The organism is Planococcus halotolerans (assembly GCF_003289955.1).
GTDB lineage: Bacteria > Bacillota > Bacilli > Bacillales_A > Planococcaceae > Planococcus > Planococcus halotolerans.
Map to the genome: position 1 here is coordinate 190,801 of NZ_QLZR01000001.1, position 25,420 is coordinate 216,220.

General features: G+C 44.9%; 22 protein-coding genes. 9 read left to right on the plus strand and 13 right to left on the minus strand.

The window, feature by feature from the left end; translation table 11 throughout:
* Nucleotides 1–179 precede the first annotated feature (179 nt).
* Both DP120_RS00845 and DP120_RS00850 read left to right on the plus strand, forming a co-directional pair.
* Nucleotides 180–2,504 carry an S-layer homology domain-containing protein gene (locus tag DP120_RS00845; RefSeq protein ID WP_165843684.1) on the plus strand — a complete coding sequence of 775 codons (2,325 nt, stop codon included), beginning with the start codon at nucleotides 180–182 and terminating at the stop codon, nucleotides 2,502–2,504.
* A 192-nt stretch (nucleotides 2,505–2,696) separates the two neighbouring features.
* A complete protein-coding gene (locus DP120_RS00850) occupies nucleotides 2,697–4,709 on the plus strand; it encodes a sensor domain-containing protein (RefSeq protein ID WP_112221299.1) in 2,013 nt (670 codons plus the stop codon).
* Between the two features lie 29 nt (nucleotides 4,710–4,738).
* Here the strand turns inward: DP120_RS00850 and DP120_RS00855 are convergent, their stop codons facing one another.
* From DP120_RS00855 to DP120_RS00875, 5 genes are all read right to left on the minus strand, one after another.
* A complete protein-coding gene (locus DP120_RS00855; RefSeq protein WP_112221300.1) occupies nucleotides 4,739–5,206 on the minus strand; it encodes a threonine/serine exporter family protein in 468 nt (155 codons plus the stop codon).
* A 12-nt stretch (nucleotides 5,207–5,218) separates the two neighbouring features.
* Entirely contained in the window at nucleotides 5,219–5,974 is a 756-nt protein-coding gene (locus DP120_RS00860) for a threonine/serine exporter family protein (RefSeq protein WP_112221301.1), read from the minus strand.
* Nucleotides 5,975–6,082: 108 nt separating this feature from the next.
* The gene (locus tag DP120_RS00865; RefSeq protein WP_112221302.1) at nucleotides 6,083–7,222 is read right to left on the minus strand and encodes a zinc-dependent alcohol dehydrogenase; all 1,140 of its coding nucleotides are present in this window, start codon (nucleotides 7,220–7,222) and stop codon (nucleotides 6,083–6,085) included.
* Between the two features lie 101 nt (nucleotides 7,223–7,323).
* Nucleotides 7,324–9,486 (minus strand): beta-propeller domain-containing protein, encoded by a 2,163-nt coding sequence (locus tag DP120_RS00870; protein ID WP_112221303.1) that lies wholly within the window; start codon nucleotides 9,484–9,486, stop codon nucleotides 7,324–7,326.
* A gap of 67 nt (nucleotides 9,487–9,553) precedes the next feature.
* Nucleotides 9,554–10,738 carry an alanyl-tRNA editing protein gene (locus DP120_RS00875; protein WP_276310385.1) on the minus strand — a complete coding sequence of 395 codons (1,185 nt, stop codon included), beginning with the start codon at nucleotides 10,736–10,738 and terminating at the stop codon, nucleotides 9,554–9,556.
* 103 nt (nucleotides 10,739–10,841) lie between these two features.
* Between DP120_RS00875 and DP120_RS00880 the strand changes: the two genes are divergently transcribed.
* The gene (locus DP120_RS00880; protein WP_112221305.1) at nucleotides 10,842–11,753 is read left to right on the plus strand and encodes a diacylglycerol/lipid kinase family protein; all 912 of its coding nucleotides are present in this window, start codon (nucleotides 10,842–10,844) and stop codon (nucleotides 11,751–11,753) included.
* A gap of 80 nt (nucleotides 11,754–11,833) precedes the next feature.
* Here DP120_RS00880 and DP120_RS00885 read toward each other — a convergent pair whose 3' ends face one another.
* The 3 genes from DP120_RS00885 to DP120_RS00895 are packed head-to-tail and all read right to left on the minus strand — an operon-like array spanning nucleotide 11,834 to nucleotide 15,724.
* Nucleotides 11,834–13,027 (minus strand): acyl-CoA dehydrogenase family protein, encoded by a 1,194-nt coding sequence (locus DP120_RS00885; protein WP_112221306.1) that lies wholly within the window; start codon nucleotides 13,025–13,027, stop codon nucleotides 11,834–11,836.
* Between the two features lie 27 nt (nucleotides 13,028–13,054).
* Nucleotides 13,055–14,221 (minus strand): saccharopine dehydrogenase family protein, encoded by a 1,167-nt coding sequence (locus DP120_RS00890; RefSeq protein ID WP_112221307.1) that lies wholly within the window; start codon nucleotides 14,219–14,221, stop codon nucleotides 13,055–13,057.
* Nucleotides 14,222–14,242: 21 nt separating this feature from the next.
* Nucleotides 14,243–15,724 (minus strand): aldehyde dehydrogenase family protein, encoded by a 1,482-nt coding sequence (locus tag DP120_RS00895; protein ID WP_112221308.1) that lies wholly within the window; start codon nucleotides 15,722–15,724, stop codon nucleotides 14,243–14,245.
* A gap of 253 nt (nucleotides 15,725–15,977) precedes the next feature.
* On the opposite strand from DP120_RS00895, the gene DP120_RS00900 reads away from it, so the two are divergent.
* Nucleotides 15,978–16,844, plus strand: coding sequence for a MerR family transcriptional regulator (locus DP120_RS00900; RefSeq protein WP_112221309.1), 867 nt, complete (start codon nucleotides 15,978–15,980; stop codon nucleotides 16,842–16,844).
* 274 nt (nucleotides 16,845–17,118) lie between these two features.
* On the opposite strand, the gene DP120_RS00905 is transcribed toward DP120_RS00900, so the two are convergent.
* The 5 genes from DP120_RS00905 to DP120_RS00925 all read right to left on the minus strand — a co-directional run bounded on the left by DP120_RS00905 (nucleotide 17,119) and on the right by DP120_RS00925 (nucleotide 21,653).
* Nucleotides 17,119–17,460 (minus strand): general stress protein, encoded by a 342-nt coding sequence (locus tag DP120_RS00905; RefSeq protein WP_112221310.1) that lies wholly within the window; start codon nucleotides 17,458–17,460, stop codon nucleotides 17,119–17,121.
* A 162-nt stretch (nucleotides 17,461–17,622) separates the two neighbouring features.
* Nucleotides 17,623–18,585 carry an oxygen-dependent tRNA uridine(34) hydroxylase TrhO gene (trhO, locus tag DP120_RS00910; RefSeq protein WP_112221311.1) on the minus strand — a complete coding sequence of 321 codons (963 nt, stop codon included), beginning with the start codon at nucleotides 18,583–18,585 and terminating at the stop codon, nucleotides 17,623–17,625.
* 334 nt (nucleotides 18,586–18,919) lie between these two features.
* Complete coding sequence (locus tag DP120_RS00915; RefSeq protein WP_112221312.1) at nucleotides 18,920–19,870, minus strand: 2-hydroxyacid dehydrogenase; 951 nt, start codon at nucleotides 19,868–19,870, stop codon at nucleotides 18,920–18,922.
* 76 nt (nucleotides 19,871–19,946) lie between these two features.
* Nucleotides 19,947–20,555 carry a DedA family protein gene (locus DP120_RS00920; RefSeq protein WP_112221313.1) on the minus strand — a complete coding sequence of 203 codons (609 nt, stop codon included), beginning with the start codon at nucleotides 20,553–20,555 and terminating at the stop codon, nucleotides 19,947–19,949.
* 18 nt (nucleotides 20,556–20,573) lie between these two features.
* Nucleotides 20,574–21,653, minus strand: coding sequence for a metallophosphoesterase (locus DP120_RS00925; RefSeq protein WP_240611932.1), 1,080 nt, complete (start codon nucleotides 21,651–21,653; stop codon nucleotides 20,574–20,576).
* 169 nt (nucleotides 21,654–21,822) lie between these two features.
* Here DP120_RS00925 and DP120_RS00930 point away from each other — a divergent pair, with 169 nt between their 5' ends.
* The 5 genes from DP120_RS00930 to DP120_RS00950 all read left to right on the plus strand — a co-directional run bounded on the left by DP120_RS00930 (nucleotide 21,823) and on the right by DP120_RS00950 (nucleotide 25,232).
* A complete protein-coding gene (locus DP120_RS00930; RefSeq protein WP_112221314.1) occupies nucleotides 21,823–22,164 on the plus strand; it encodes a lmo0954 family membrane protein in 342 nt (113 codons plus the stop codon).
* Nucleotides 22,165–22,176: 12 nt separating this feature from the next.
* A complete protein-coding gene (locus DP120_RS00935; protein ID WP_112221315.1) occupies nucleotides 22,177–22,815 on the plus strand; it encodes a PspA/IM30 family protein in 639 nt (212 codons plus the stop codon).
* Between the two features lie 65 nt (nucleotides 22,816–22,880).
* The gene (liaF, locus tag DP120_RS00940) at nucleotides 22,881–23,579 is read left to right on the plus strand and encodes a cell wall-active antibiotics response protein LiaF (protein WP_112221316.1); all 699 of its coding nucleotides are present in this window, start codon (nucleotides 22,881–22,883) and stop codon (nucleotides 23,577–23,579) included.
* Nucleotides 23,576–24,619 carry a sensor histidine kinase gene (locus DP120_RS00945; protein WP_112221317.1) on the plus strand — a complete coding sequence of 348 codons (1,044 nt, stop codon included), beginning with the start codon at nucleotides 23,576–23,578 and terminating at the stop codon, nucleotides 24,617–24,619. The genes liaF and DP120_RS00945 overlap by 4 nt, the downstream gene beginning before the upstream one ends.
* A complete protein-coding gene (locus tag DP120_RS00950) occupies nucleotides 24,597–25,232 on the plus strand; it encodes a response regulator transcription factor (RefSeq protein WP_112221318.1) in 636 nt (211 codons plus the stop codon). Before DP120_RS00945 ends, DP120_RS00950 begins: the two co-directional genes overlap by 23 nt.
* The last annotated feature ends 188 nt before the right edge of the window (nucleotides 25,233–25,420 follow it).

A 25,420-nucleotide genomic window follows, 5' to 3' on the forward strand; every position in this document is an offset into this window, starting at 1 on the left:
TATAATTAAATATTCAATTTATTCAGATAAAATACTTTATTTTGAAATTTTCTGTGTTAATATGGTTAAAAAGATTTACATAATAATGTATTTCTTTAGCTGGTTTAACCAGCAATGACTTTTGTCGCATGCCACAATCACTTAAATGCAATTCTATCAAACATTTTAGGAGGATGAGTATGAAGAAGATTCTTTCTGTTTCGCTGGCAACAGTTCTGGTTGCATCCACTTTGCCATCCCTGTCTTTCGCCGCCACTAATGTTGGCCAAGGAGAAGTCTCGAGTATCGCCCCTGCGGACCACGCAAAAAACGTTGACCGCAATGCAGTCCTAGAGGCCGTCATTAAAGATCCAAATGGTTCGTCTTTGAAAACCGTCGATTTTATGGAAGGTTTTACATATGACTATGCCAGCAGCAACAATGTAAATGGTTTCTTTGGTACCTCCGACTCTGATCCATTAACATCTCCCCTCGGCGGTACCGCATTTACCGATTCAAATAAAGGCGAGGCAGCTGTTGCTGATGGTAATTATGCTGTTACAGATGCACAAGGAGCCTACCCTTACCACCGGTTTGAAGTCGACGTTTCCAAACATCTTGAAGCCGGAAACGAAATCGAGTTGAGTTGGCAAGGGAAAACTTCGGCAGAAGGCAAACTTATCCTTTCAGCCTGGGATTATACCGCAGGTAAATGGGTCGTGCTGGAAGATGAAACAGCCAATCAGGGCGGCAATATCGTATTTTCCAAAGTACTGGCTGACAGCAAATTCTTCCAGAACGGAAAAGTGCAGGCGATGGTGCATGATGCCGCTGCGTCCAAGGATGCTGTCGTTGACAATAGCAAGTTCACAATGGCGTGGTTTACTGACACTCAATTCTACGCAGCTGAAAAACCCGAAGTCTGGACTTCGATGACTAACTGGATGATCGAAGAATACAGCAAAGGAAGATTCGGCTATGTTATCAATTCAGGTGACCTCGTTAATATCTCTACAGATCTTGACCAATGGGCAGTCGCCGATGAAAACCTGACAAGAATGGATGAAGCCAATATTCCATATGGCGTCATGGCCGGAAACCGGGATGTCGTTAACCAGGATACGATGGAAATCGACTATACGAATTTCTGGACGTATGCCGGCAAAGACCGATACGAGGGCAAACCATGGTACGGTGAGCAGATGGACAATAACCGGAACCATTATGATCTCTTCTCCTTTGGTGCACACGATTTCATCATCCTTTATCTTGGATACGGAAAAGTGCGGGAAGACGAAACGATTCAGTGGACCAACCAAATGCTTGCGAAACACTCAGATAAAAACGCAATATTGGTCGTGCACAATTACTTGTCCCCAGGTGGTTACAGATCACAAGACGGGACTTATATCTTCGATAATGTGGTTAGAAAAAGTCCAAACGTAAAAATGGTACTCGGTGGTCATTATTTCGGCGCTGACCGTGAAATCCGAACTGTCACCGATCCGGACGGCACCACACGCGAAATTTTGGAAGTCCTGTCAAATTATCAAGGGAAAGACGGAGCGGAAGGCTATATGCGACTGCTAACTTTTGACCCTGCGACGGACACAGTGGATTTCGACACGTACTCTCCTTACCACGATGATTATAATTATTTTGAAGACGGCAGTGACGACTTTACTGAAGGTTATAAACTGGAGCCGACAGAAGCTGTAGAAGTTCCGGCAGTTCGTCAGATTGCAACTGATTATATCGCTGTAAACGTCTTTACCGATGATGTGATCGGTTCGGTCAGCAACCTGGCTTCCGGAAACAAAGCTTCAGTTGAATGGAATGAACTCGAGCCTTTAACTCAATACTTCTGGTACGTAAATATTACAAATGCTTCTGACCAGAAAAAAACATCGAAAATATATCGATTCACGACAAATGACGCTGCGCTGCCGGAGCCGGGAGAACCTGACCCAGATGAGCCAATCGAATCTTCCTTCCCTGATATTATAGGAACTAAATATGAATGGGCACTCGATGAGATTGAAGCGATGGTTGCACGCGGTATTATTACTGGTCAAGAAGACGGTACTTTTAAACCAGGCAACAGCATCCAAAGACAGCACGTTGCTTTGATGTTCACCAAGGCTATCGATTTAAATAAAGTGGTACCTCCCACTCCATTCGCCGATGTTCCTAAAACATCCAGATTTTATGATGAAATTATGGCAGTTCAAGAGGCAGGGATTTTTGTAGGTAACCAAAATAAATTCTATCCTATTGAAAAAATGACACGCGCTGAAATGGCGAAGGTATTGGTAGTGGCGTTTGACATCGAATTAACAGGTACACATCCCTTCACCGACGTCCCGGCCAACCATTGGGCAGCAAAATATATCGGTCCGCTTTACAGCTCAGGGATTACTGCAGGGAAGAGCAAAACCATATTTGATTTAAATGGTGAAGTGTCTAGAGCAGAGTTCGCCGCCTTCATGTACCGGGCTTTGGAATACAAAGAAAAAAATCAATAACGGTTTAATTAGTAAATCAGCAGCTTGCCGTATAACTACGGTACAGCTGCTGATTTTTATTCTCTATTCAAATATTTTATAGTCATAAATTCACTATTTCCCTAAAATAAAACATGAATGTTTTGAAAAGGATGACTATATGTATTTTCTCCCCTATAATGAGAGTAGACTTAGGAGAAGGAGCGTTATGGAATGAGTGAATTGCAAGAACTACTGGCTGATAATCTCGTTTTCAACCATATCCCTTTTCCCATTATCATTATGAACGAGAATGGCCAAGCCGTTTGGTGCAGCCGCCATGCAGAAAGAGTATTCCAAATAGAGTCGGATTCTGTCAAAGGACAGATAAGCCCTTATATGAATCCTGATAAAGCTGCTCAATATAAGTGTTCATGGGAAAAGATAATAAACAGCAAAGATCCGATACGCCTTGAAGAAGTTGAAATTGAACTTGGCAACGGGACACTGACATATACAACCGTTGTGACGAAGGTTTTTAAATCCGGAAAAGAAAAGTTTATACTTACTATTTTTGAAATGGATGAAACCCAACAAGCCGACTCCCCTGCAAGGGAACTTGAGAGCTTGCGAAGCGGTTTGGATGAGTCCTTTATGATGCTTTATTTTGATGAAGAATTCCTGATCACCTACGCTAACCCGCATTTCCTGAAGTTAAGTAAATGGACGCCGAAGCGGATTCTTGGAAAGCCTATTTGGCAAATGTTCGGGGATACGGAAGAAGACCATCAGATAATCGAAGAATTAATGGAAACCTTGAAAAAAGGTGAAGTATGGAACGGTGAAGCCAAAAAAGTAAAGAAAGACGGGGACTTCTACTGGGTGGATTTAACAGCCATTCCTATGATACTTACCGGTTCTGAAACTTACTACATATTTTTGGAGAAAGATATTACTGAAGCTAAAGAAACCCAGCACCATCTGGAACAAATTGCATTTATCGATTCCGTTACCGGATTGGAAAATCGCCATCGCCTTGAACAGGTGGTCAATGAATTTATCGAAGAACGAAAGCATTTTTCATTTGTATTCTTCGATATCGACCATTTTTACACTTTGCGTGATGTTTCCAATATTGATACAGAAAAAGAATTGCTGATTGAGTTCACGAAAAGGCTGCGCATGTATTTCTCGGATTCCTTGATTACGAGAACCGGCTTGCATGAATTTGCATTAGTTACTCCTTTGAGCCAATGGTTCATCGAAGGCTTCCTTGCTTACCTGCAACAGCATCCCATTTACATTCAGGGAACTGCAATTCCATTGACGGTAAGCGGTGCTGTCACCCGCTATCCGGAAGACCAGCAAACTTTTGTACATCTTATGAAAGCTTCAAATGCCACCATCAAAAAAATCAAGGAACGCGGCGGCAGTGCCATTTCAGCGCTGACTGCCGACGACCATGAACGCTTGAACCGTAAAGCACTGATCGAACGCCGACTGATCCATGCGCTTGATAAGAAAAATCTGGAGGTTCTTTATCAGCCACAGATCAATTTGAAAACCGGTGACGTCGAAGGCGTTGAAGCGCTCGTCCGCTGGCAGGACACAGAAGCAGGGATTGTATCGCCAGATGAACTCATTCCGATTGCAGAAGAAAACGGCATGATTCATGAAATCGGTAAATTCGTTATCGAAACTGTCTGCCGCCAGCTCAAGGACTGGACATCACGCAACATCCCGATGAATGTCAGCATCAACTCGTCCATCCGGGAATTCCGCGATAAAGATATGGCACGATTATTTATGGAACATCTGACCATCAACGGCTGTGATGCCAACCGGCTGACAATCGAAATCACCGAAAAATTCGCTTTGGAAGCGGAAGCAGAACATTCGATAGTACGCCAGATGAAACAGTTGAATCAAAAAGGAATCTCATTCTCTTTGGATGATTTCGGAACCGGTTATGCATCATTCCGCTATATGCTGCTTTTGCCGATTTCCAGTTTGAAAATCGATAAGGATATTATCCAATCGATTACGCAGCAGGAAAAGATGCAAAAACTGATCAATGGAATGATCCAGTTCGGCAAATCGCTTGATCTGCAGGTAGTTGCTGAAGGTGTGGAAACAAAAGAGCAGCTTGAACTATTGAGAGTCATGGATTGTGACAGTATCCAGGGTTATATTACTGGGCATCCAATGACAGCAAACGAATTGGAAACCTGGCTGAAGCATTCATAGGCAAATAAAAAATCGGTATGCCGCGGAATTCAATTCCGTGTCATACCGATTTTCTTTTGTATTCTTTTCGCCTGCTGTTTGAAAACCATCTGCATTAGAACCTCCGCAAACACCAATCCCATCGCTATTGCTCCTGAAATCATCAGGGCATCAGCAGCAAATGAAATAGCTTCCAAGTAATTATTTTCCACTATACTTCGCATCGAATTATAAGCCCGACTGCCCGGGACCAAAGGAATGATGCCTGCAATACTAAAAACGATCATAGGCATTTTAAACTTCTTGGCAAGGATGTGAGCAACTAATGCCACTGCAAATGCGCCTGCAAAAGTCGCCTGAACCGAATCATCGAACATGAGGAAAAACATCCGGTAAATGAGCCAGCCGCTCATCCCGACCAATCCACAACTGACAAGTGTCCGGCGCGGGGTATTAAAAACGACGCCAAATGCTCCAGCAGCCAAAAAACTCAGAAAGGCTTCAAGTGGCCAATTCATCCAATTCCTCCTTTAAAATGAAAGTACAAGCGCAATTCCTGCACCAATTGCAAACGCGGTAAGGAATGCTTCTGCCCCTTTGGACAACCCCGATACAAAATGCCCTGCCATCAGATCCCTGACAGCATTTGTTATCAATAAACCCGGCACAAGCGGCATGACAGAACCAATAATGATGGTATCCAGATCCTGTCCCAAACCAACATAAATGACTAGCGAAGCCAGCGATCCGATTACCAATGCACCAACAAATTCCGCAAAAAACTTGACTCTGGTCTGCACCAGGATCGTTTCAACTGTATAGAAGGCTGTGCCCCCGATAATGAACGCGAAAGGCAGGTCCTGCCAGCCTCCACCGAGCAAAATCAGGAAACAGCCACTGGCCACTGCTGCTGCAAGGACCTGTATCTGTATTGGAAACATATAATCTGTTTGATCAATAATTAACATTTCATCATACGCCTGTTGAAGCGTCAGTTCACCAGAGACCAATCTTCTGGAGACCGCGTTAACCAATGCCACTCTTTCGAGATCGGTACGCCTGCTGTTAATGCGGACGAACCTTGTGGCCATCTCATTGCTCGGAGAAAACATAATGCCTGTCGGCGTAATAAAACAATGTGAATCCATCATTTTCTGAGAAACCGCCATGCGGATCATCGTATCTTCTATACGATACGTCTCAGCTCCACTTTCCATCATGATTTTTCCCGCTAAAAGGAAGCAATCAAGTGCCAATTCCCTTCTGGTTTCACCTGCCTGATTCACAAGATCCCCCCTTTCACTCTTCACTCGCCCCTAATCATACAGCACATCGGCAAAAATTAAAACGCTCCGCCTAAGCGGAGCGTTCAAATTTCAGCTTTATTCACTAGATTAAGGTTTCAGAACAACTTTTGTACACTCATCTGTGTGGTCGTTAAAAATCTGATAGGCAGCGCTGGCTTGTTCCATCGGCATAACGTGGGAAATAATTTCCCGAGGATCGAGCTCTCCGCTGTTGATCATGTCAAAGATCTTCGGCATGAGGTGTACTACTGGAGCCTGCCCCATTTTCATCGTTACATTACGTTCGAAAATATTTCCGAGAGGGAACATATTGTATGTCAGTCCGTAAACACCGGTTAATTGAATTGTCCCGAACTTGCTGACAGCGTCTTTTGCAATATCGATGGCACTCAGCGTACCACCCTGCAATTTCAGTTTCTGCTGGACCGCTTCAGCTGGAGATTTCTTGCCGTCCATTCCGACACAGTCAATGACGACACGTGCCCCGCCCTTTGTCAGGTCATGAATAAAGGCGCCCGTGTTATCGTGTTGGCTGAAGTCGACAATTTCGACATTGTTTATCCGTTTCGCCCGTTCCATCCGGTAAGGCAGTTCATCGACAGCAATAACGCGCGCAGCGCCTTTCATCCAGGCGAATTTCTGCGCCATCAATCCTACCGGACCACAACCGAGAACAACAACTGTGTCGCCTGGCTTTACACCTGAATGTTCAACGCTCCAATAGGCAGTGGGAAGAACATCAGATAGGAACAGAACCGATTCATCTTCGAGTTCAGATGATTCTGGAATGACAAATGGCATGAAATTGGCGTAAGGCACCCGTAAGTATTCTGCCTGCCCGCCAGGGTAATTGCCATAGCGTTCCGTAAATCCTAAGTAACCGCCAGTATCAAAATGCGGGTTGCTGTTAGAGTTGTCGCATTGGCTTTCCATTTCATGGCTGCAGTAGAAGCATTGTCCACAGCTTACGTTAAATGGAATGACTACCCGGTCGCCTTTTTTGACTTTTGTCACTTCAGAACCGACTTCTTCTACAATCCCCATCGGCTCGTGGCCAATTACGTAACCTTTATGTGTTGGCAAAGCCCCATGATAAATATGCAAGTCGGACCCGCAAATCGCTGTGGAAGTGACTTTAATAATGATATCGTCTTTTTTCTGGATTTCCGGATCTTTGACATTTTTCACCTGAATATCTTTTGCACCTTGAAAAGTAACTGCCTTCATTTACTATCCCTCCAGTGAATTTTCAGAATACTCTTCTACTTCCCTTTTCTGCCAATAAAAAAACGTGCCAGGTGAAATTTCCTGGCACATTTCTTCCAAAACTAATATTCGATAGTGTCCAAAATTTTAAAGGTACTTAAATCGTAGCTCTTAATCTCGCTGTGGGCGATTGTAAATAATGTATCATCTATATAAATGATGCGCTGGATGCTGCTGCTCCAGTCCTCGTATTGGGCTGAACTTTCCTTGATGAGATTCGCTGTCTCTTCAATCCCATCAGGAGTGATGGTGTAAATCATCGCTCCTTCTCCTTCAAACTCGATATATTCACCGTTTGTTTCCTTATAGAGAGCTACAGGGAATCCGAAAAGGCTTTTCTCCTGATGAGTGAATAATGCTTTATGGTCGTATTGCAGGGCGGAACTGGTTCCTTGCCCTCCAATCACTTCAGTGTCTTTTTCAATTGGATTATTGAAGTCACTGACATCAAATAAAGAGATTTTCACGCCACCTGTGACCACACGGGCTTCTCCTTCTTTCGAGGATTCCACTTTAGTATCGGAGCCAAAGCCGATAAGGTGATCTTCACCTAATGGATGCAAATAATTCGAGAATCCCGGTATCTTCAACTCTCCCAGTACTTCTGGAGAAGAAGGCACCGCTACATCGATGACAAACAAAGGATCCGTTTCCTTGAATGTGACCATGTAAGCTTTATCCCCCATGAAACGGGCTGAATAGATTCTCTCGCCTTTCGCCAAATCTTCGACAGAACCGACCTGCTGCATCCCGCCGTCCAGGATGAATAGATGGTTTTTTGAAGGTGAAGCTTCATCCCACGCTACTCCTTCAGTAGTTACAATTCTAAAGAAGCCGTTGTATTCATCCATCGAGAATTGATTCAGCAAAGATCCTTTCACTTCGTTTGAAGCAAGAAAAGTAATGTCGGTTTTATTCAATGCAAATTTAAAGACTTCTGTGTTTGCTAATTGCGGAATCCATATATCCATGGAAACATTCTCGTCAGTTTCCTCTTCATCCATCGGCACATAAGCTGATGCAGTCAGATAGAGGTTTTCTTTTGTCATGTAAAGTTGTTCACTGCCGCCAAGAAAACCTTCTGTTGATAATTCGTTTTCTTCCGGATCAGCCAGGTCGATTGCCGAGACAAGGCTGTAGCTGCCTTCCATGGTTCCTGGAAGTATGGAAATCCTGTCATAAGGCAAAGCAGAAAACTTCCTGCCATTTTTCGAATCGAAAACCATCGGCCGAAGTTCCACATCTTCCCCTTCCTCCATCATCCATATTTCCGGATAAACATTGGTTACATAATAGAGGATCCCATCAGTCAGCCGTGCTCCGTTCAGATTCCCTTCGGTACCGACTTTCCGCAGAAACTGAGGGGAAGCCGGATCACTGATATCATACAAATATACAGTGGTCATAGATAGATGCGGGGCCATTTCCGCATCGACTTTTCCTTCTGTCCGTGCAACACCATACTGGCTTCCCATCACGATTAAAGTATTATCCGACAGGAAGAGCTGCTCTGGATACATTTCGGGCTCTACCAACAATTCAGCTCCAGCTGACAGATTTTCTGGATTCCTGGCATCCGTTATCAGCACTTTAGAATCGCTGATGGAATAAATATAGGAACCATCCGTTTTCACCAGGTCCGCTTCATCGACGCCTTCAACCTGGTTATTGGTTGAAGAATAGCTGCCGCTTTCTCCTGACCCCGCAGAATCAGCCGCTGAAGATTCACTGGCACCGGATTCCTCAGTTGCCATTCCACTCCCTTCACCAAATGCCCCGTAGCGCTCACTATTTTTTTGAAGCTCAAGCAATTGTTTGAAATATGCTTTTAACTCTTCTTCATTTGAAAGTGCTGTAATTTCTTCCTGGACGGAAAATTCCACTTTTTTGCTTGCCAGGCTTTTAAGGAATTTCCCTTTAATCGCTGATTTCTCGACATGCAAAATGTATTGTCCAGTTGAAATCTCAGGTATTTCCAGCGTCTTCCCATTTTCCAGCAAGTTCATTTCCACATCTACAGGTTTCTCTTCTGCATCTGTTAAATAGACATGCCCTTTTTCGATTGCGTCAGGATGGAGCTCTGAAGAAAAGTTAGCTCTCCAGCCTTGTTCTGCCAATGCAATGGATGAGGCACTGATCGACACCTTATCAATCATAAAAGCAAAACCGATTCCTATTGCTGCGATAAGTGCAGCCGCAACGAGCCATAAACTTCTTTTCTTCATGAATCATCCACATCCTTTCTGCCTGCTTTACTCATTAGACAGCCATGTTACAGAAAAGTTACAGAATTTATGCAATTTCCTTGATTTTGTTCTGAAATGCCTCTGAATAGACCTCCAGATTATCATCCAGAGGGCCGCCTCCCTGCGCAAGACTTTCAGTGCCGCCAACTTTGCCGCCCTTGGCTTCTACAATCTCTCCTAGTATTTCCTTCATATCTCCGGCTGCATTTTTCCCTTTTGCACAAACAAAGCGAACACTCTCTTCTTCCGGAACAATGAAAAGCAAATAAAGAGATGGGTGATTTTCAATAGCCAGCTTCGCCAATTGCTGCACTTCCTTTATCGGACGGCCACTATAATTCCTGACTATTATATTCCCATCAGGTTTCAGACTTTCCGCTTCCAGCTTCACCAACTCAAGAGCAAGTTTCTTCAATTGTTTCTCTTTTTCTTTCCTGTCGTCCAAAACAGCTGCTGCAGCTCCCGCCAATTCTGCTGCAGGAGCATTCAAGCTTTTCGTCAACAGGTCAGTGACAGATTGAAGCAAGCGGAAATGCTTCATCGCCCGATGGCCACATAAAAAATAGACACGTGTGCCGGTTTTAGCTTTTTCCGTCCGGATAATCTTAAGCAACCCTAACTGGCCTGTATTATGTACATGCGTACCTCCGCAGGCATTGATATCAATGTCTGCTACCTTCACAAGACGGATGTCTCCTTCTACCGCCGGTTCTTTGCGCAATTTCATCTCAGCTGCCTGATTTTGTGTAACCCATTCCGTTTCAATCGGTATTTGGCTGTAGATCAATGAATTCACTTGCTGCTCTACTTCGTTTAATTGTCCGTTGCTTATTTCCCGAACATCCAGATCGATTGAAACTCTCTCCACACCCAGATGAAAACTTTTTGTCGCCATTCCCAGTTCATCTTCGAACACAGCACTCAGCAAATGCTGTCCGGTATGCTGCTGCATATGGTCGAAACGGCGCTCCCAGTCGATGGCGATTTCATATTCGCCCATTTCCACTTTACCCTCGATGTAATGACGGATTTCCCCATCAATGAGCTGAACATCCCTGATTACAGTTTGTCCAATGACACCTGTGTCTGACGGCTGGCCGCCGCCTTCGGGATAAAAACAGGTGCGGTCTAGTACTGCATAATTTCCTTTTCCGTCTGTTCCACTCGCTTTCACCTTTGCTGTCGCCGTCATTATTCCGGCATCCTGGTAGTAGATTTTTTCCGTCATCACTTTAACCTCCTGCAATATTATTCATTAGTATCAATCCAGCTAGTTTACTGGTAAGCTTCCAGTGGAAATATATTTATAAGAGCAGTTATAAGGAGGATTCACCGTGAAGAAATTTAAGCGTTCAGTTTTATTGTATAACGGACAAGCAGGGGCGTCCACGGCGGACTCGGTCATTTCCATGGCAGCTCCCGCTTTAGCGGCCGTTTCAGATAAACTTGAACTCGTTCAGACCAACAGTCCCGAAGAATTGACGGCTGCCTGCAGAAAATTGTCTGCTGATGCCGACGCCTTATTTGTGGCAGGAGGAGATGGAACGATCCACGATGCCGTACAAGCTTTGTCCGATTTACAAGATCCTCCTCCGCTCGGCATAATTCCCAGCGGTACGTGCAATGATTTCGCACGGACACTTGATATACCGATGGACTTGTCTCTGGCTGCCGAAGCCCTCTCTGACGGCCTGGTAAAAGGCATTGATGCTGCCAGTATAAATGGCCATTCTTTCCTGAATTTTGCGGGAATCGGTATTATTACGGATGCTTCGACGAATATAGATACCCAATTGAAAGAACGCTACGGCAAATTAAGTTATTTCATGAGCGGGCTGCAATCTATGCGCCAGACTGAACCCTTTGCCATCAATTTGACTGTTGATGGTGTTGAATACGGAGAAAACGGAGTACTTGCTCTCGTCATGAACGGAAAATCCATCGGAACTCATGCCTTGCCAATGGATTCGATTGACCCTGCAGATGGCCTCCTCGATGTTTTTATCATCCAGACATCTTCGATTGCAGCTATACTCGAATGGTTTTCACTCTCTAAACCCGATGTTCCCATAGAAGAATTATCCCATGTCCGCCATTATCAAGGCAGAAACATCCGTATCGCGACAAATGAACCAATGGATATCGATACAGATGGGGAAATATATTTAAAAACTCCAGCTAATATAGAGGTTCTTCCAGAAAGACTGAAGATGTTTGTTCCAAGACCTGTCGAAATGCTTGATTGATTGGACAAAAAAAGACCTTGAAGAAGAGAAACCATCTTCTTTAAGGTCTTTTTAACGGATCATTAAATTTAAAATCCACTTTATTCTTCGAATGGCCATTGCGGGAGCATCTTGTTCAAATTTTTATCCTCTCTCATACCCAATACATACTCCGCCTGCATAATTGTATGGATTTCGCGGGTGCCTTCGTAGATCACCGGAGCCTTCGAGTTGCGCAGGAAGCGGGCTACCGGATATTCATCAGAATAACCATAAGCACCGTGAATTTGAACTGCATCATCTGCAGCCTTATTGGCGAAATCACAGGCCTGCCATTTTGCAAGCGATGTTTCCCGTGTATTCCTGATTCCCTGGTTTTTAAGCTCTCCGGCGTGATATACCAGCAAGCGGCTCATTTGATAGCCCGCCTCCATGCGGGCTATCATCTGCTGGACCAGTTGATGTTCGCCGATCAATTTTCCGAATGTAGAACGTGTATGGCAATAATTCACACTTTCTTCGATACAGGCGCTTATCAATCCACAAGCACCGGCTGCTACTGTGAACCGTCCGTTGTCTAAAGATGCCATCGCAATTTTAAAGCCTTCCCCTTCTTCACCCAGTCGGTTTCCAGCTGGAATCCGGACATCCTCAAAAAATATTTCCCCCGTATTGCCGGCGCGAATCCCATACTTCCCTTTGATCGCTTTGGAGGAAAAGCCTTTACGGTCGCGTTCGACGATAAAGGCGCTGATGCCCTGATGTTTTTTGGATTTATCGGTATAGGCAAAAACGATGAAATGATCAGCCGAGTCGCATAGGGAAATCCAGGTTTTTTGGCCGTTCAGGATATAATTGTCCCCATCCTGTACTGCCGTACTTGAGATTGCCGCCACGTCAGATCCAGCTCCAGGTTCAGTCAGGCCAAAAGCTCCGATTTTATCACCTTTCGCCTGCGGCAATAAAAATTTCTGCTTTTGCTCCTCCGTTCCCCATTGCAGGATAGTCATTGAATTCAAGCCGGTGTGGACGGATACAGCTGTTCGAAATGCGGTATCCCCTCTTTCCAATTCCTCACAAACGATGGCCAGCGAATTATAGTCCATTCCGCTGCCGCCGTATTTCTCCGGAATACAGACTCCCATTAATCCCAGATCAGCAAGCCGCTTCCAAATGGCTGGATCAAACCCTCCTTTGCTGTCCCATTCTGCGATGTGGGGCAGAATTTCATTATCGACGAATTGCCTGACTGTCTTTCTTAACAGTGATTGTTCTTCCGAAAAGCTGAAGTCCATGTTTTATACCTCCCGCCGCATGATTTCTTACTGCTGAAATGCTGTCCGCTGCACCGTTTCTTTAATCTCCACTCCACGTTTCGCCATTTCCCTGATATAGGCATCCCCTGGCACAATAAGTTCGGGCGGATAAGAGCCGCGCTTATCGATCAAACCTGCCCCAATCATTTGGGCTACCACCGAGATAGTAAATGCTGTTGCCCGCGCCATCGCCGTCACTCCTGACTGCCGGTCTTTTTTAGTCACCATATTATAAGTGAAAGTTATATCTTCATTGTTTTTTGTGCCAGATACTGTAATTCGAAGCACCACTGCATCTTCTTTGTCGCCAAGTACCGTAATCGGGGTCAGCACTTCGCGCAGGACATCGCGGGTTTTTACTTTCTGACCCTCCACTTCCACTGTTTTATTACGGTCTGTGAAACCGAGATCAACGAGCAGCTGGAACTTTTCCGCGTGCCCTTTATAACGAAGCGTCTTATATTCGAGGTTATCGATATCGCTGAACGTTTCCGTCATCGTAGATGTTCCGCCCGACGTATGGAAAGCCTCCAACTCGCCAAATTCTTCAAACTCGACATGTTCAATTTCAGAAAGCGATGGGACCTCCAGCAATTTTCCGTCCCTCAGAACATGGGAAGGATCCGTATAATGATCGAAAACGCCATCCAATGAAAAGACGTGATTGTATTGAAGAGGCGGTTCCGGATGGACAGGAATGCCTCCGACCAGAATTTTGATGTCATTGACCCGATCCAATTTGCCGGCACCATAACCCGTTATGATATTGATCATCCCCGGTGCCACGCCTAAATCCGGTATGAGCGTCACTCCTTGTTCCAGAGCCTTTTCATGGAGTTCAAGTACGGCATCTGTGGCTCCGCCGATATGCCCGCCAAGATCGACAGCATGGACACCGCATTCGAGTGCTATTTCAGCCACTTTAACATTAAAAGTATAGAACAAGGCGTTAATCACGACATCCGCTTTTTCTATGACCGCCCTTAACGATTGTTCGTCTTTTGCGTCCAAATGAATTACTTCTAGTTTATTGCTATCCAATTTTTGTTTAAAAGCTACTGCTTTTTCTGTATCCAGATCTGCCAAAAAGACTTTTTCCACTTCATCGTTTTGAATAAGATCTCCTGCAGCCTGCTTTCCCATCAGTCCCGCGCCTAATACCACAACTTTCATCTCAGAATGCCCCTCTCTTCTTCAAATTTCATTGTCTATTTGCGCCCGCTGCAGCTTACCGCTGAAATCCACATAGACGGATTTCCACTCAGTAAAGACGTCCAGCGCCGCAACCCCAGAATCTCTATGGCCGTTGCCGGTACCTTTTGTTCCACCAAACGGCAAATGAATTTCAGCTCCACTCGTACCCGCATTAATATAGACAATTCCTGTGTCCAGATCCCGCTGTGCTATAAATGCCCGGTTAATATCCTGGGTATAGATGGAACTGGAAAGACCATAAATCACACCATTATTAACTTCAACCGCCGCTTCAAAACTATCAACTTCAATAATAGAAACAACCGGACCAAAAATTTCCTCCTGCGCAATTCTCATCGATGCTGATACATCCGTAAACAATGTCGGTGCGTAATAGTTTCCTTTATCGAAATGGCCGCCGGTCAAAATCTCTCCTCCCGCGAGAAGAACTGCGCCTTCCTGTTTGCCGATTTCAATATAGGAATGTATTTTTTCAAGGGCCTCTTTGTTGATAACCGGGCCCACTTTTATGCTTTCATCCAATCCATCGCCAATCGTCAGGCTTTCCATTTTAGCAAGCAGCCTTTTTTGAAGCTCTTCTTTTACTTGTTCATGGACAATAACCCGGCTGCAGGCGGTGCACCGCTGCCCGGCTGTTCCAAAAGCACTCCATAGAATGCCTTCAACCGCCAAATCCAAATCTGCATCCTCCATTACAATGACGGCATTTTTCCCGCCCATCTCCAAAGAAACTTTTTTCAGATTGCGCCCTCCGAGTTCTGCTATCTTTCTCCCTGTTTCGGTTGATCCGGTAAAGGAAATGACCCGTATATCTGGATGTTCCAGCATTGCGGTTCCAACTTCCGACCCTGCCCCAAAAACAATATTGGCCACTCCATCCGGCAGTCCAGCCTCGGCAAATATCTTGCTCATCTCATAGGCCATCATCGGTGTTTCTGTTGCCGGTTTCCACAAGAACGTGTTGCCTGCGACGATTGCCGGAAACGACTTCCATGTGGCGATCGCCACAGGAAAATTCCAGGGAGTGATCAATCCGACAACCCCGATGGGTGCCCGGATGCTCATGGCAAATTTATCAGCCAGCTCCGAAGGAGTCGTTTCTCCAAAAAGCCGGCGCCCCTCTCCTGCCATATAAAAAGCCATGTCGATCCCTTCCTGCACTTCTCCACGCCCTTCTTCAATCACTTTGCCCATTTCTTTTGTCAGTACCTGTGCAAGATGCTCTTTTCTTTCTTTCATAATCCGTCCGATTTCATATAAATACGACGCCCGTTTCGGCGCCGGAACTTTTGCCCATGACTTTTGTGCCGCTTTCGCAGCCTTTGCTGCTTCATCCACATCTTCTGCAGATGACATCTGAACTTGCGCCAACTCTTCACCTGTCGCCGGATTTAATACAGCAGCATATTTTCTATTACCTGCATCCTGCCATTTGCCATTTACGTAATTCGTTAATTTCATTAATCCGTTCCTCCTCTGTAATGGTTCAGTATTAAAGAAAGCGCTTACATGTACATTATTCCACAAGCTAATAAGAAATTACAGGTATTTTTCTAACTTTAATGAATCTTCTAAATTTAATGTTCTATTCTTAAAACGCCTTGTTTCAAAGATTAATTTCCATGCTTAAAGTAGCATTTTGTTTAACAAGCACCAAAAGGTATTGACACTTACGGAACGTCATAGTCTAATCTAATGGAAGAGGTGATTAATTATGTACAAAGTACAGGAAGTAGCTACAATAGCAGGAGTCAGTGTCCGCACTCTCCATCATTACGACAGCATCGGATTGATGAAGCCTTCGAATATAGGATCCAACCGGTACCGTTATTATAATGACGATGATTTGAAACTGCTCCAGCACATCTTATTTTTCAAAGAATTAGGATTTTCACTGAAAAAAATTCAGGAATTAGTTGCAGAAGGTTTTGACGCCACTTATGCTTTGACACAACACGCAGAGTTATTGCGCCAGAAGAAACTGCGCATTGAAAAGTTGATAGAAAATGCTGAGCGTACTCAGCTGGAATATGCCGGAGTGCAGGAACAAAGCAATGAAGAACGTTTTTCAGCATTCAGCATCAAAAAGACAGATGACAATATTAAACTGTATTTGGATTCACCAGCTCCAGAGGCTGCTGTAGAAATCGAGGCAGCAGATAAAGAAATTGACAGCCAGGATGAAATCTTGGAAGAGGTTAACTTTACTGAGCCGGAACCCTCTGTGGCACAGCAGGAAACAGTTGCGAATGAACCGGAAACGGCAGTTGCAACTGAAAAACCGGAAAAAGAAGAAGAGGATCTCGAAGAAATCAACCGGGAAGGCGATCGAATTTACAATGCCGTTTCCAATTTGATGCATCTGCCTCCGGAAGCGCCTGAAGTTCAAGTCGAAATGCAGGCCTATTACACGCTGCTGGACCGTTTCTACAACTGTTCACCGAAAATGTTCCGTGGCCTTGCCGATCTATATGCCAACGACAGCCGTTTCGCTAAGAATATTGATCGGCACGGAGCTGGCTTATCGAAATACCTGCGTGAAGCAATGTACATATTTGCTGACGGTTTGGCAGATGCTTGAGCTGATTGGAACTTGTGTGAATTGCGGAAAAGAAGTTTATTGCCGTGATGGTTTCCTGGATGGAGTGTATATTGAAGGGGAACTTTTCTGTTTCAATTGTACAGAAAAAGATTCTGAAGCATAAGAAGTACCGGGCAAATAGATGCCCGGTACTTTTTTGTTTATCAAACATTCTCGTCTCTTATTTTTCCTCATTGAATTTTTCTCCACCACGTTCTATGTCATGTCCAAAAAGAGTGAAAGCCGCGTTGCGTTTTCAGTCGTTTCTTTTAGGCTATATTCGATTATCGTTTCGATGGTCTGTATACAGCACAATTCCGTCACTTTCGAGAATATCGTGAAATTCATCAATTTCTGTTTGGCTTAAATCCAGTTTAGTCAACTCGTCCCGTACTGCGTCTTTCCCGGTGAAGATTGATTTGAATTTATCTGTAATCGTTTCTGTTTCGTGTGTGTGGACTCCTTCTTGCGTTTCAACAGAGTTAAGTATATCCGCATTATCCGTCAAAACATGAATATCATTTCTGTTATATCCCCACGACTTCATTTCTTCCACTTTTTCTTCAAGTTCCCGTTCCGTATAAACCACTTCAAATTCACGGTTTGTTGATTTCATACTAATCAGCCTCCTGTTTATCGTCTTACATTTATTTACCCGAACATCCAAAAAGCTAAAACCTGAATCATTTTATGAACCCATACAGAAAAACACCCCCAACGTCGTTATTACTGCATACGACGTTGGGAGTGCTTTTCCTTTTTTTTTGGTTTTCTTCTATTAAACTTCAGATTTTTCTTTTAAAGCGTCAAGTCTTTCTTGCACTTCTGCACCAGTCAAACCGTGTTCGAATGCATAACGGTTGCGCGGATGTTCGCGGCATTCGTCACTGCATGAACGCATAAACTTATGCTCGTTTTCTTCAGAGCTAAGGATTTTCTTGTTGCATTCCGGGTTTGCACAGTTTACGTAGCGCTCACATGGCTCACCTGTGAAATGGTCTTTACCGACTACTGTATGTTCCACCTGGTTAACAGGCACTGCGATACGCTCATCAAAGACGTACATCTGTCCGTCCCAAAGCTGCCCTTTCACTTCAGGGTCTTTACCGTAAGTAGCGATGCCGCCGTGAAGCTGTGCCACATCTTCAAAGCCTTCTCTTTTCAGCCAGCCGGAGAATTTTTCACAGCGGATTCCGCCTGTGCAATACGTCAAAATTTTCTTGCCTTCAAACATTTCTTTATTTTCTTTGACCCATTCCGGCAAATCGCGGAAGTTCTCAATATCCGGACGGATAGCGCCACGGAAATGGCCAAGATCGTATTCGTAGTCATTGCGGGCATCAAGAACGATTGTGTCCTGATCCTGCATGCGTTTATAGAATTCAGCAGGCTCCAGGTAAGTGCCAGTCAATTCGTTTGGATTGATGTCATCTTCCAGGCCTAAGTGAACAATTTCTTTTTTAGCGCGGACGTGCATTTTCTTGAATGCGTGTCCGTCAGCTTCATCAATTTTAAAGACGATATCCGAAAAACGTTCATCATTTTTCATCATCTCCATATAAGCTTCCGTTTGCTCGATTGTGCCTGAACATGTACCGTTGATGCCTTCTTCAGACACCAGGATACGGCCTTTCAATTCGAGCTCCTTGCAGGCTGCCAAATGCTCAGTTGCAAAAATTTCCGGATCTTCGATCGGTGTATATAAGTAATAAAGTAAAACGTTGTGCGTATGATTTTGCATGAATCATACCCCCTATTCTTCTATTTGCTTCATCAGTCATCGAGACTTCAAAACCTCAACCATTTTACAATAAATTAAGCTATTATTCAACTTTCGAGTAGAAAAGCGCAAGCGCCCGTTAAGCCCCGACAAGCGCTGGAAGCCTTGACGGTAATGGCGTTCTTTGCCATTGACGGCGAGGCTTAAGCGACTCGAGGGGCTGGGCCAATGCAACACTCGTTTCTAAGAAATTTCTGATTAATAAAAGTTATACTTTCTTAGAAAAAATAAATAAAACAGCCGCAGAAACGACTGTTTTTATAGCATAAGGGATTTTCACTAAATTACTTATCGATCAACAAACCCTGTTTTTGATAGATTGCCCCTCTAGGCACGCTGTTATTGCTTCGGCGTTCAATGCCATCATCTCCAGCCTTGTCCGGATACCAGCGCTGCCGATATGCGGGAGGACAGTCAAATTATCGAGCTCCAGCAACTTATTGTCGAGCGGAAGCGGTTCCTGTTCAAAGACATCAAGTCCAGCTCCCCAAATTTTCCGTGATTTCAGCGCTTCGTATAAGGCGTCCTCGTCCACGATACCGCCTCTGGCGACATTTATCAGGCATGCCGTGTTCTTCATTAATTCCAATTCCCGTTTGCCGATCATCCCTTTGGTTTCTTCTGTCAAAGGAGTGAGGATCATAACAAAATCGGATTTGGCCAATAGTTCATCAAGTTCCGCATATTCCACATCTTCCAGGCTTCTGCGAGTGCGGTTGTGATACATCACTTTCATGTCAAAACCGCTGGCTCTTCTGCAGACGCCTTCTCCGATTCGTCCCATCCCGATGATTCCGAGAGTTGCGCCATAGACATCCTGTCCGGTCATGCCCATCGGCGTCCAGGATTTCCATTCACCTGAACGGACCGTTTTTTCCGCTTCAATCAGTCGTCTGGCAGTTGCCAGAAGCAAAGCGAATGCCAAATCAGCCGTCGTTTCCGTTAGGACCTCCGGCGTATTTGTTACAGCAATTCCACGTTCCCTCGCTGCATCCAAATCAATGTTGTTATAACCCACCGCCAGATTGGAAATGATTTTTAAATCCGTCGCTGCTTCTATCAATTCCCTGTCTATCTGGTCGGAAAGCATCGTCCACAGGGCTGATGCTTTTCCGGCTTCTTCCATTAAAACTTCACGCGGAACAGGTTTTTCTTCCTCCTGCCACATCCGCACTTCATAGGAATTCTCAAGACCCTTTATTGCCTCCTCCGGCAATTTTCGGGTTATATAAACAATCGGCTTCATAAAAACATCCTCCAATCTAATTGTCTAATTATTATAGCAATTTATGTAACCAGCTTCAATTTCAAGCTGTCCTTGCCTATTTCTTATGTCTTCTCCGGATTAAATACCAAACGAAAGCGACTGCGCCAATGGCCAATAAAACATAAACAACATTCGAATAGATGTCCAGCTGCCGCATAATCTCTTCCCGGTTTTCCCCGACCGCGGCGCCGACAATGACAAGAATGGTATTCCATATCAGCGTACCGGCAATCGTGAACAACAGAAACATTTTCACATTCATGCCGGACATGCCTGCGGGAACCGAGATAAGGCTTCGGACCACAGGAACCAGCCTTCCAAAAAAAACGGCCCAGACGCCGTAGCGATCGAACCAGGCATCCGCTTTGTAAAGATCAGCCTTTTTAAGGCGCAGCCACTTGCCGTATTTCTCGACCAGTCCTTCCAAGCGCTCCACGCTCAGCCACCTGCCTATGTAATAAAGAATGACAGCTCCAGCAACAGAACCGGCAGTCGAAGCTGCAACGACTCCGGTAATACTCAACCCAGCTGTAGTCGTCATAAATCCGCCGACAGTCAGCACAACCTCAGATGGGACCGGCGGGAAAATATTTTCCAACAGAATCAAAAAAAATATACCCGCGTATCCATAGTCTTCCATTACAGCAGTGATCCAAGCTTCCATCTATACCAACTCTTTCAATTAAATATTTTCGAATTTTATCCGCACGTTCCATAATTCCGATCGGCTGCCTATGCGGATGGGCGGACCCCAGAAACCGAAGCCCGAAGAAACGATAAAATGTGTGGCTTCTTTTAAGCGGTAGCCATAATCGAGTTCGAATATTCTTTTGGTTATCAAACGATTGGGCCACATCTGCCCCTTATGGGTATGGCCCGAAATATGAAAATCAACACCGAGCTCGACCGGTGTTTTCAAATCAGACGGTGTATGGTCCATGACAATCCATGGAAGGTTTGCTGCAGGCTTTAAATTTTCGAGTGGATCTCTTTTGCCGTTGGTTCGTTCTTCCCGCCCGGTCAGATTGAATTTCCCTGCAACTTCAACCGTTTCATCCCTTAATATCACAACGCCGGATTCTTCCATCACACGGACAAGCAACGGGATTTTCTTCCCATAATATTCGTGGTTGCCCAATACTCCAAATACGCCGTATTTCGACTTAAGCTTGCGCATCACTTCCGACATGCCATATCTGGCATACCAAATCGGATCGTCATCCACCAGATCTCCAGCCAGCAATACCAAGTCCGGTTCGAGTTTATTGCTTAAATTCACAAAGCGCTTCAGATGGCGTTTGCCCGATAGAACGCCGAGATGAAAGTCAGAAGCAATGACGATATCCAAATCATCACCGTTGCCTTTTACAATGAATTCCTTTTTACGCACTACAGGACTGTAGGCAAGGAAAGTTCCGATACTAAAAATCAGTATGAAGAGTGCTGCCGCCAACGAACCGGCAATCTGAACATCCCGGGGGTGGTCAATCACGATAACCAGCAGATTGGCAATCGGCACTATCAAAAGTGCGTATTGAAAAAAGGCAAGCCAGTAAGAACCTGCAATCGTAAATCCCAACCATTTATGGCCCAGCATTCCGATAAAATAACTGAATGCCAGAACTGCCCATAAAAACGCAAAAACCCAGCCGTTGACGGGCAATGCAAAACTGTTCAGCCATATAAAAACGGTCCATCCTATGTATCCTGCGAGAGAGCAATATATCAGCAGCATTACAACCCCTGCAGCTATCTGTTTCAAAAATCCCACCTCATTTCCGTTTTCTTTCCATTATACCCTTCCCTGCGCTTGCGTTAACTACCCAAAGCCGACTAAGCCTAAGGTCTGAGTAAAAGATGCAGTGACAGACCGTGTTGCCATTTTCGGAGAGTTGATAAGATTAAGTTACAAATTGAGAGGAGGAAACAACTTGAACAAATTTTGGATGACAGTCATCGGCATTATTGCCGGAATTATCGCCCTATCGAATCTCGGCCCCATCATCAGTCTCGCTTTTTCAGGAGTCATCATCTATATCGGTGTGCATTATTACCTGAGAAGCAGTTCAACAGGCGCTAAAATCTGGTGGGGCTTTGTTGCAGCAGTGGGAGCGATATCAGCAGTTTCCAATGTGCCCGCGATTATAGGGGTATTGGCCATTGCAGTATTATGGTATATCTACAAAAAGTGGAACGAAAAAGAAGTTTCAACTTCAGTTAAAAATGATCCTTTCACCAACTTTGAAAGAGAATGGCAAAAGCTAAACAAATAAGGAGGAAATTACATGACAACATTATGGCAGCGTTTAAAATTCGCGGTGGCAACGGACATGGATGCAATACTCGACAAGAAAGAGGAAAAAAATCCAATCAGTTTATTGAATAAATATATTCAGGAATCGGAGAAAGAAACAGAGACTGCAGGCAAATGGCTGGAACGCCAAACAAGCTTGAGCAACAAACTGGAAAAAGAATTGCAGGAAGCTGAGAGTCTCCTCGAAAAACGCCAGGCACAGGCTGAGCTTGCCAAGGCTGCAGGCGAAAGTGACTTAACCGCATTCGCTGAACAGGAAGTTGACGCCTATAGCTCCCGCGTCGATGAACTGCGCAAGACTCTAGACGAAAATACAGCAGAAAGTGTTGCACTCGAGCAGCGTTATGAGGAAATGAAACATAAAGTAAAAGATATGAAAGTACGCCAGCTTCAATTGATGGGCAAAGAAAACGCAACTCGCGCACATTACCAGATGGACAAAATCCTAAGCCCTGAACTGGTTGCTGAACGGATCGGTTCCTACGATGATATGGCCAGCTATATTAAATCCCTTGGCAATAAAGTTGAAGAACGCCATGAACGTTCGATAATGGAACGCCGTCTTGAAGCGCTGGAAAAAAACAGCGCTAAATCCAAAGATATTGTGTAAGCTAGAGTAAGAGGGACACGTTCCCCTCTTACTTTTCTGCTGCAAAGAAGGAGGCAAAAACAGCGATGAATTATTTCTCGACCAACAGACAGGCATTTTTTGCCTTAAGCGCATTATTTCTCATATTCGTGGAAGCTGCTTTTTTTGGAAATGGCAGTGTGTTTTTGGTTCTTCTTGGCATCGGACTCATCTATTACGGCAATAAGAACAGCCCTAAATATCGCAAATCCTATTTCTGGACCGGTTTTATCCTGATCGGCATTTCAATTCTCTCCATGTGGAGCCTGCGCCTGTTGATTTTGGCTGCGGCAGTATACCTTTTAATCCGGTTGTGGAAAGGTGAAGAATGGCAGCAGGATGTACCGATGAAAGGGCCGGTTGATAAAGGCCTGATCCAAAATAAATTCTTTTCAGCCCAGGCTACGCCCATTGAATCCTACGAGTGGAAAGATATCCACATCCAGGGCTTCGTCGGCGATCTGCTGATTGATGCAACACAAACCGTCTTACCGAAGAAAACTTCCCTGATTTCAATTCGCCAGGGTTTTGGCAGGGTCCGTTTGATCGTTCCCTATGAAGTGCCGGTGCGGGTATATTACTCGACTGTTTTTGGGGATGCCCGTTTTTTCAACGGTGACAAGCAGCGGATCTGGTATGGCTCTGTCCATACTCAGGATGGCTATGAACATATGGATGATGTGAAAACAGAATTGCTCGTTTCTGTCACCACGTGGATGGGAGATGTCGAGGTGATTCGCCGATGAGACAGATTCTGCCACGCAGTTTATTTTTCATGTCTTTGTTCGCAGCCATCATCTTCAGTATTTTACTTGCTCTTTTAGGGCTTCCTGCTGTAAATACCTGGTCCGTCCTTTGGGAAGACTTTGTGGCTGGACTTCCATTTGGTGTCTGGCTCTTCGTTTTGATGGTGGCTCTGTCTGCGGGAATTTCCTGGTGGACCGAGTCTTTATCGCGTTCGAAAGTTCAGGATATCGAAGAAATCTTCCAGGCCCTTCTGCGCAATGAAGACCAAACTGTCATCGAAGCTGCGCAAATGAAAACTTTGCCGCCGCAACTTTCCGTATCCATTCTAAAACTTCAAAAATTATTGGAGTCCCAGCGCAAAAGCCTGGCGCGGATTGCCAACGAGCGGGCTGAAACTCAGGACCAGATCATCCAGGAACGGCTCGTCATGGAACGCCAGCGGCTGGCACGGGAATTGCATGACTCGGTTTCCCAGCAATTATTCGCAGCTTCCATGCTATTGTCTTCCATGACTGAAGGCAAACAAGTATCGGCCGGGCTGCTGCAGACAGAAAAAATGGTGCAGCAGGCACAATTGGAGATGCGTGCGTTACTTCTTCATTTGCGACCGGCTGCTCTGCATGACAAAAGTTTGCGCCAGGGCTTGTTTGAACTGGTATCCGAATTGAAAGAAAAAGTCTATTTTACGATTGACCATAAACTTGAAGAGGTATCTCTGCAAAAAGGTGCGGAAGACCACCTTTTCCGCATCGCCCAGGAGACATTGTCGAATACATTGCGACATTCCAAAGCCACCGAAGTCCACATCTTATTTATAGAGCGGGATAATTTTGCCATTTTACGCATTCAGGACAACGGCATCGGTTTTGAAAGTGAGCAATCGAAATCCACTTCCTATGGTTTGAAGCATATCGAAGAGCGCGCCATCGAAATCGGTGCCACAAGCAAAATTGTATCGGTTCCTTCCGAGGGAACCATTGTTGAAGTTAAAGTACCCATTGAAAGGAAGATTCCGGATGATACGAATTCTGTTAGTTGACGACCACGAAATGGTCCGAATCGGTGTATCCGCTTATTTGCAGGCACAGAAAGATATGGAAGTTGCCGGTGAAGCGGCAAACGGCGAAGAAGCTGTTAAAATGGCACTCGAATTACGGCCGGATGTAGTTCTGATGGACATGGTCATGCCGGTCATGAACGGTGCAGAGGCTACAGAAGCAATCATCCGTGAATGGCCCGAAGCGAAAATTATGATCGTCACCAGTTTTCTGGATGACGATAAAGTGTATCCTGCGCTAAAAGCTGGCGCAGTCAGTTATATCCTGAAAACCTCAAAAGCTTCGCGGATTGCCGACTCGATCCGTGAAACGATGAATGGCACACCGGTATTGGAACCGGAAGTGATGAGTAAAATGATGAAACAAATGCGCCATGAACGGGTGCTGCATGAAGATTTAACCGAACGGGAAATGGAGATTCTTCTGCTGCTCGCACATGGCTATACGAACCAGGAAATTGCCGACGAGCTCTACATAGCTTTAAAGACAGTGAAATCTCATGTCAGCAATCTGCTGTCCAAGCTGGAGGTGCATGACCGGACGCAGGCGGTCATTTATGCCTTCCAGCATAAACTGGTGGCTCCACCTGAATAGAGAAAAGCGACAACGCCCGTTTAGCTCTGACAGGCATAAGACGATTTGGCGAAGCGGCATGTTTTCAGCCGCACAGCCAAAGTGGCTTATGACCCGAAGAGCTGGGCCGTTGGAGTCTAGACACTAGAAAAGCGACAATATATTAAAATTAAAATAAATCCACAAAAAAAGGCGGCCGCGGCCGCCTT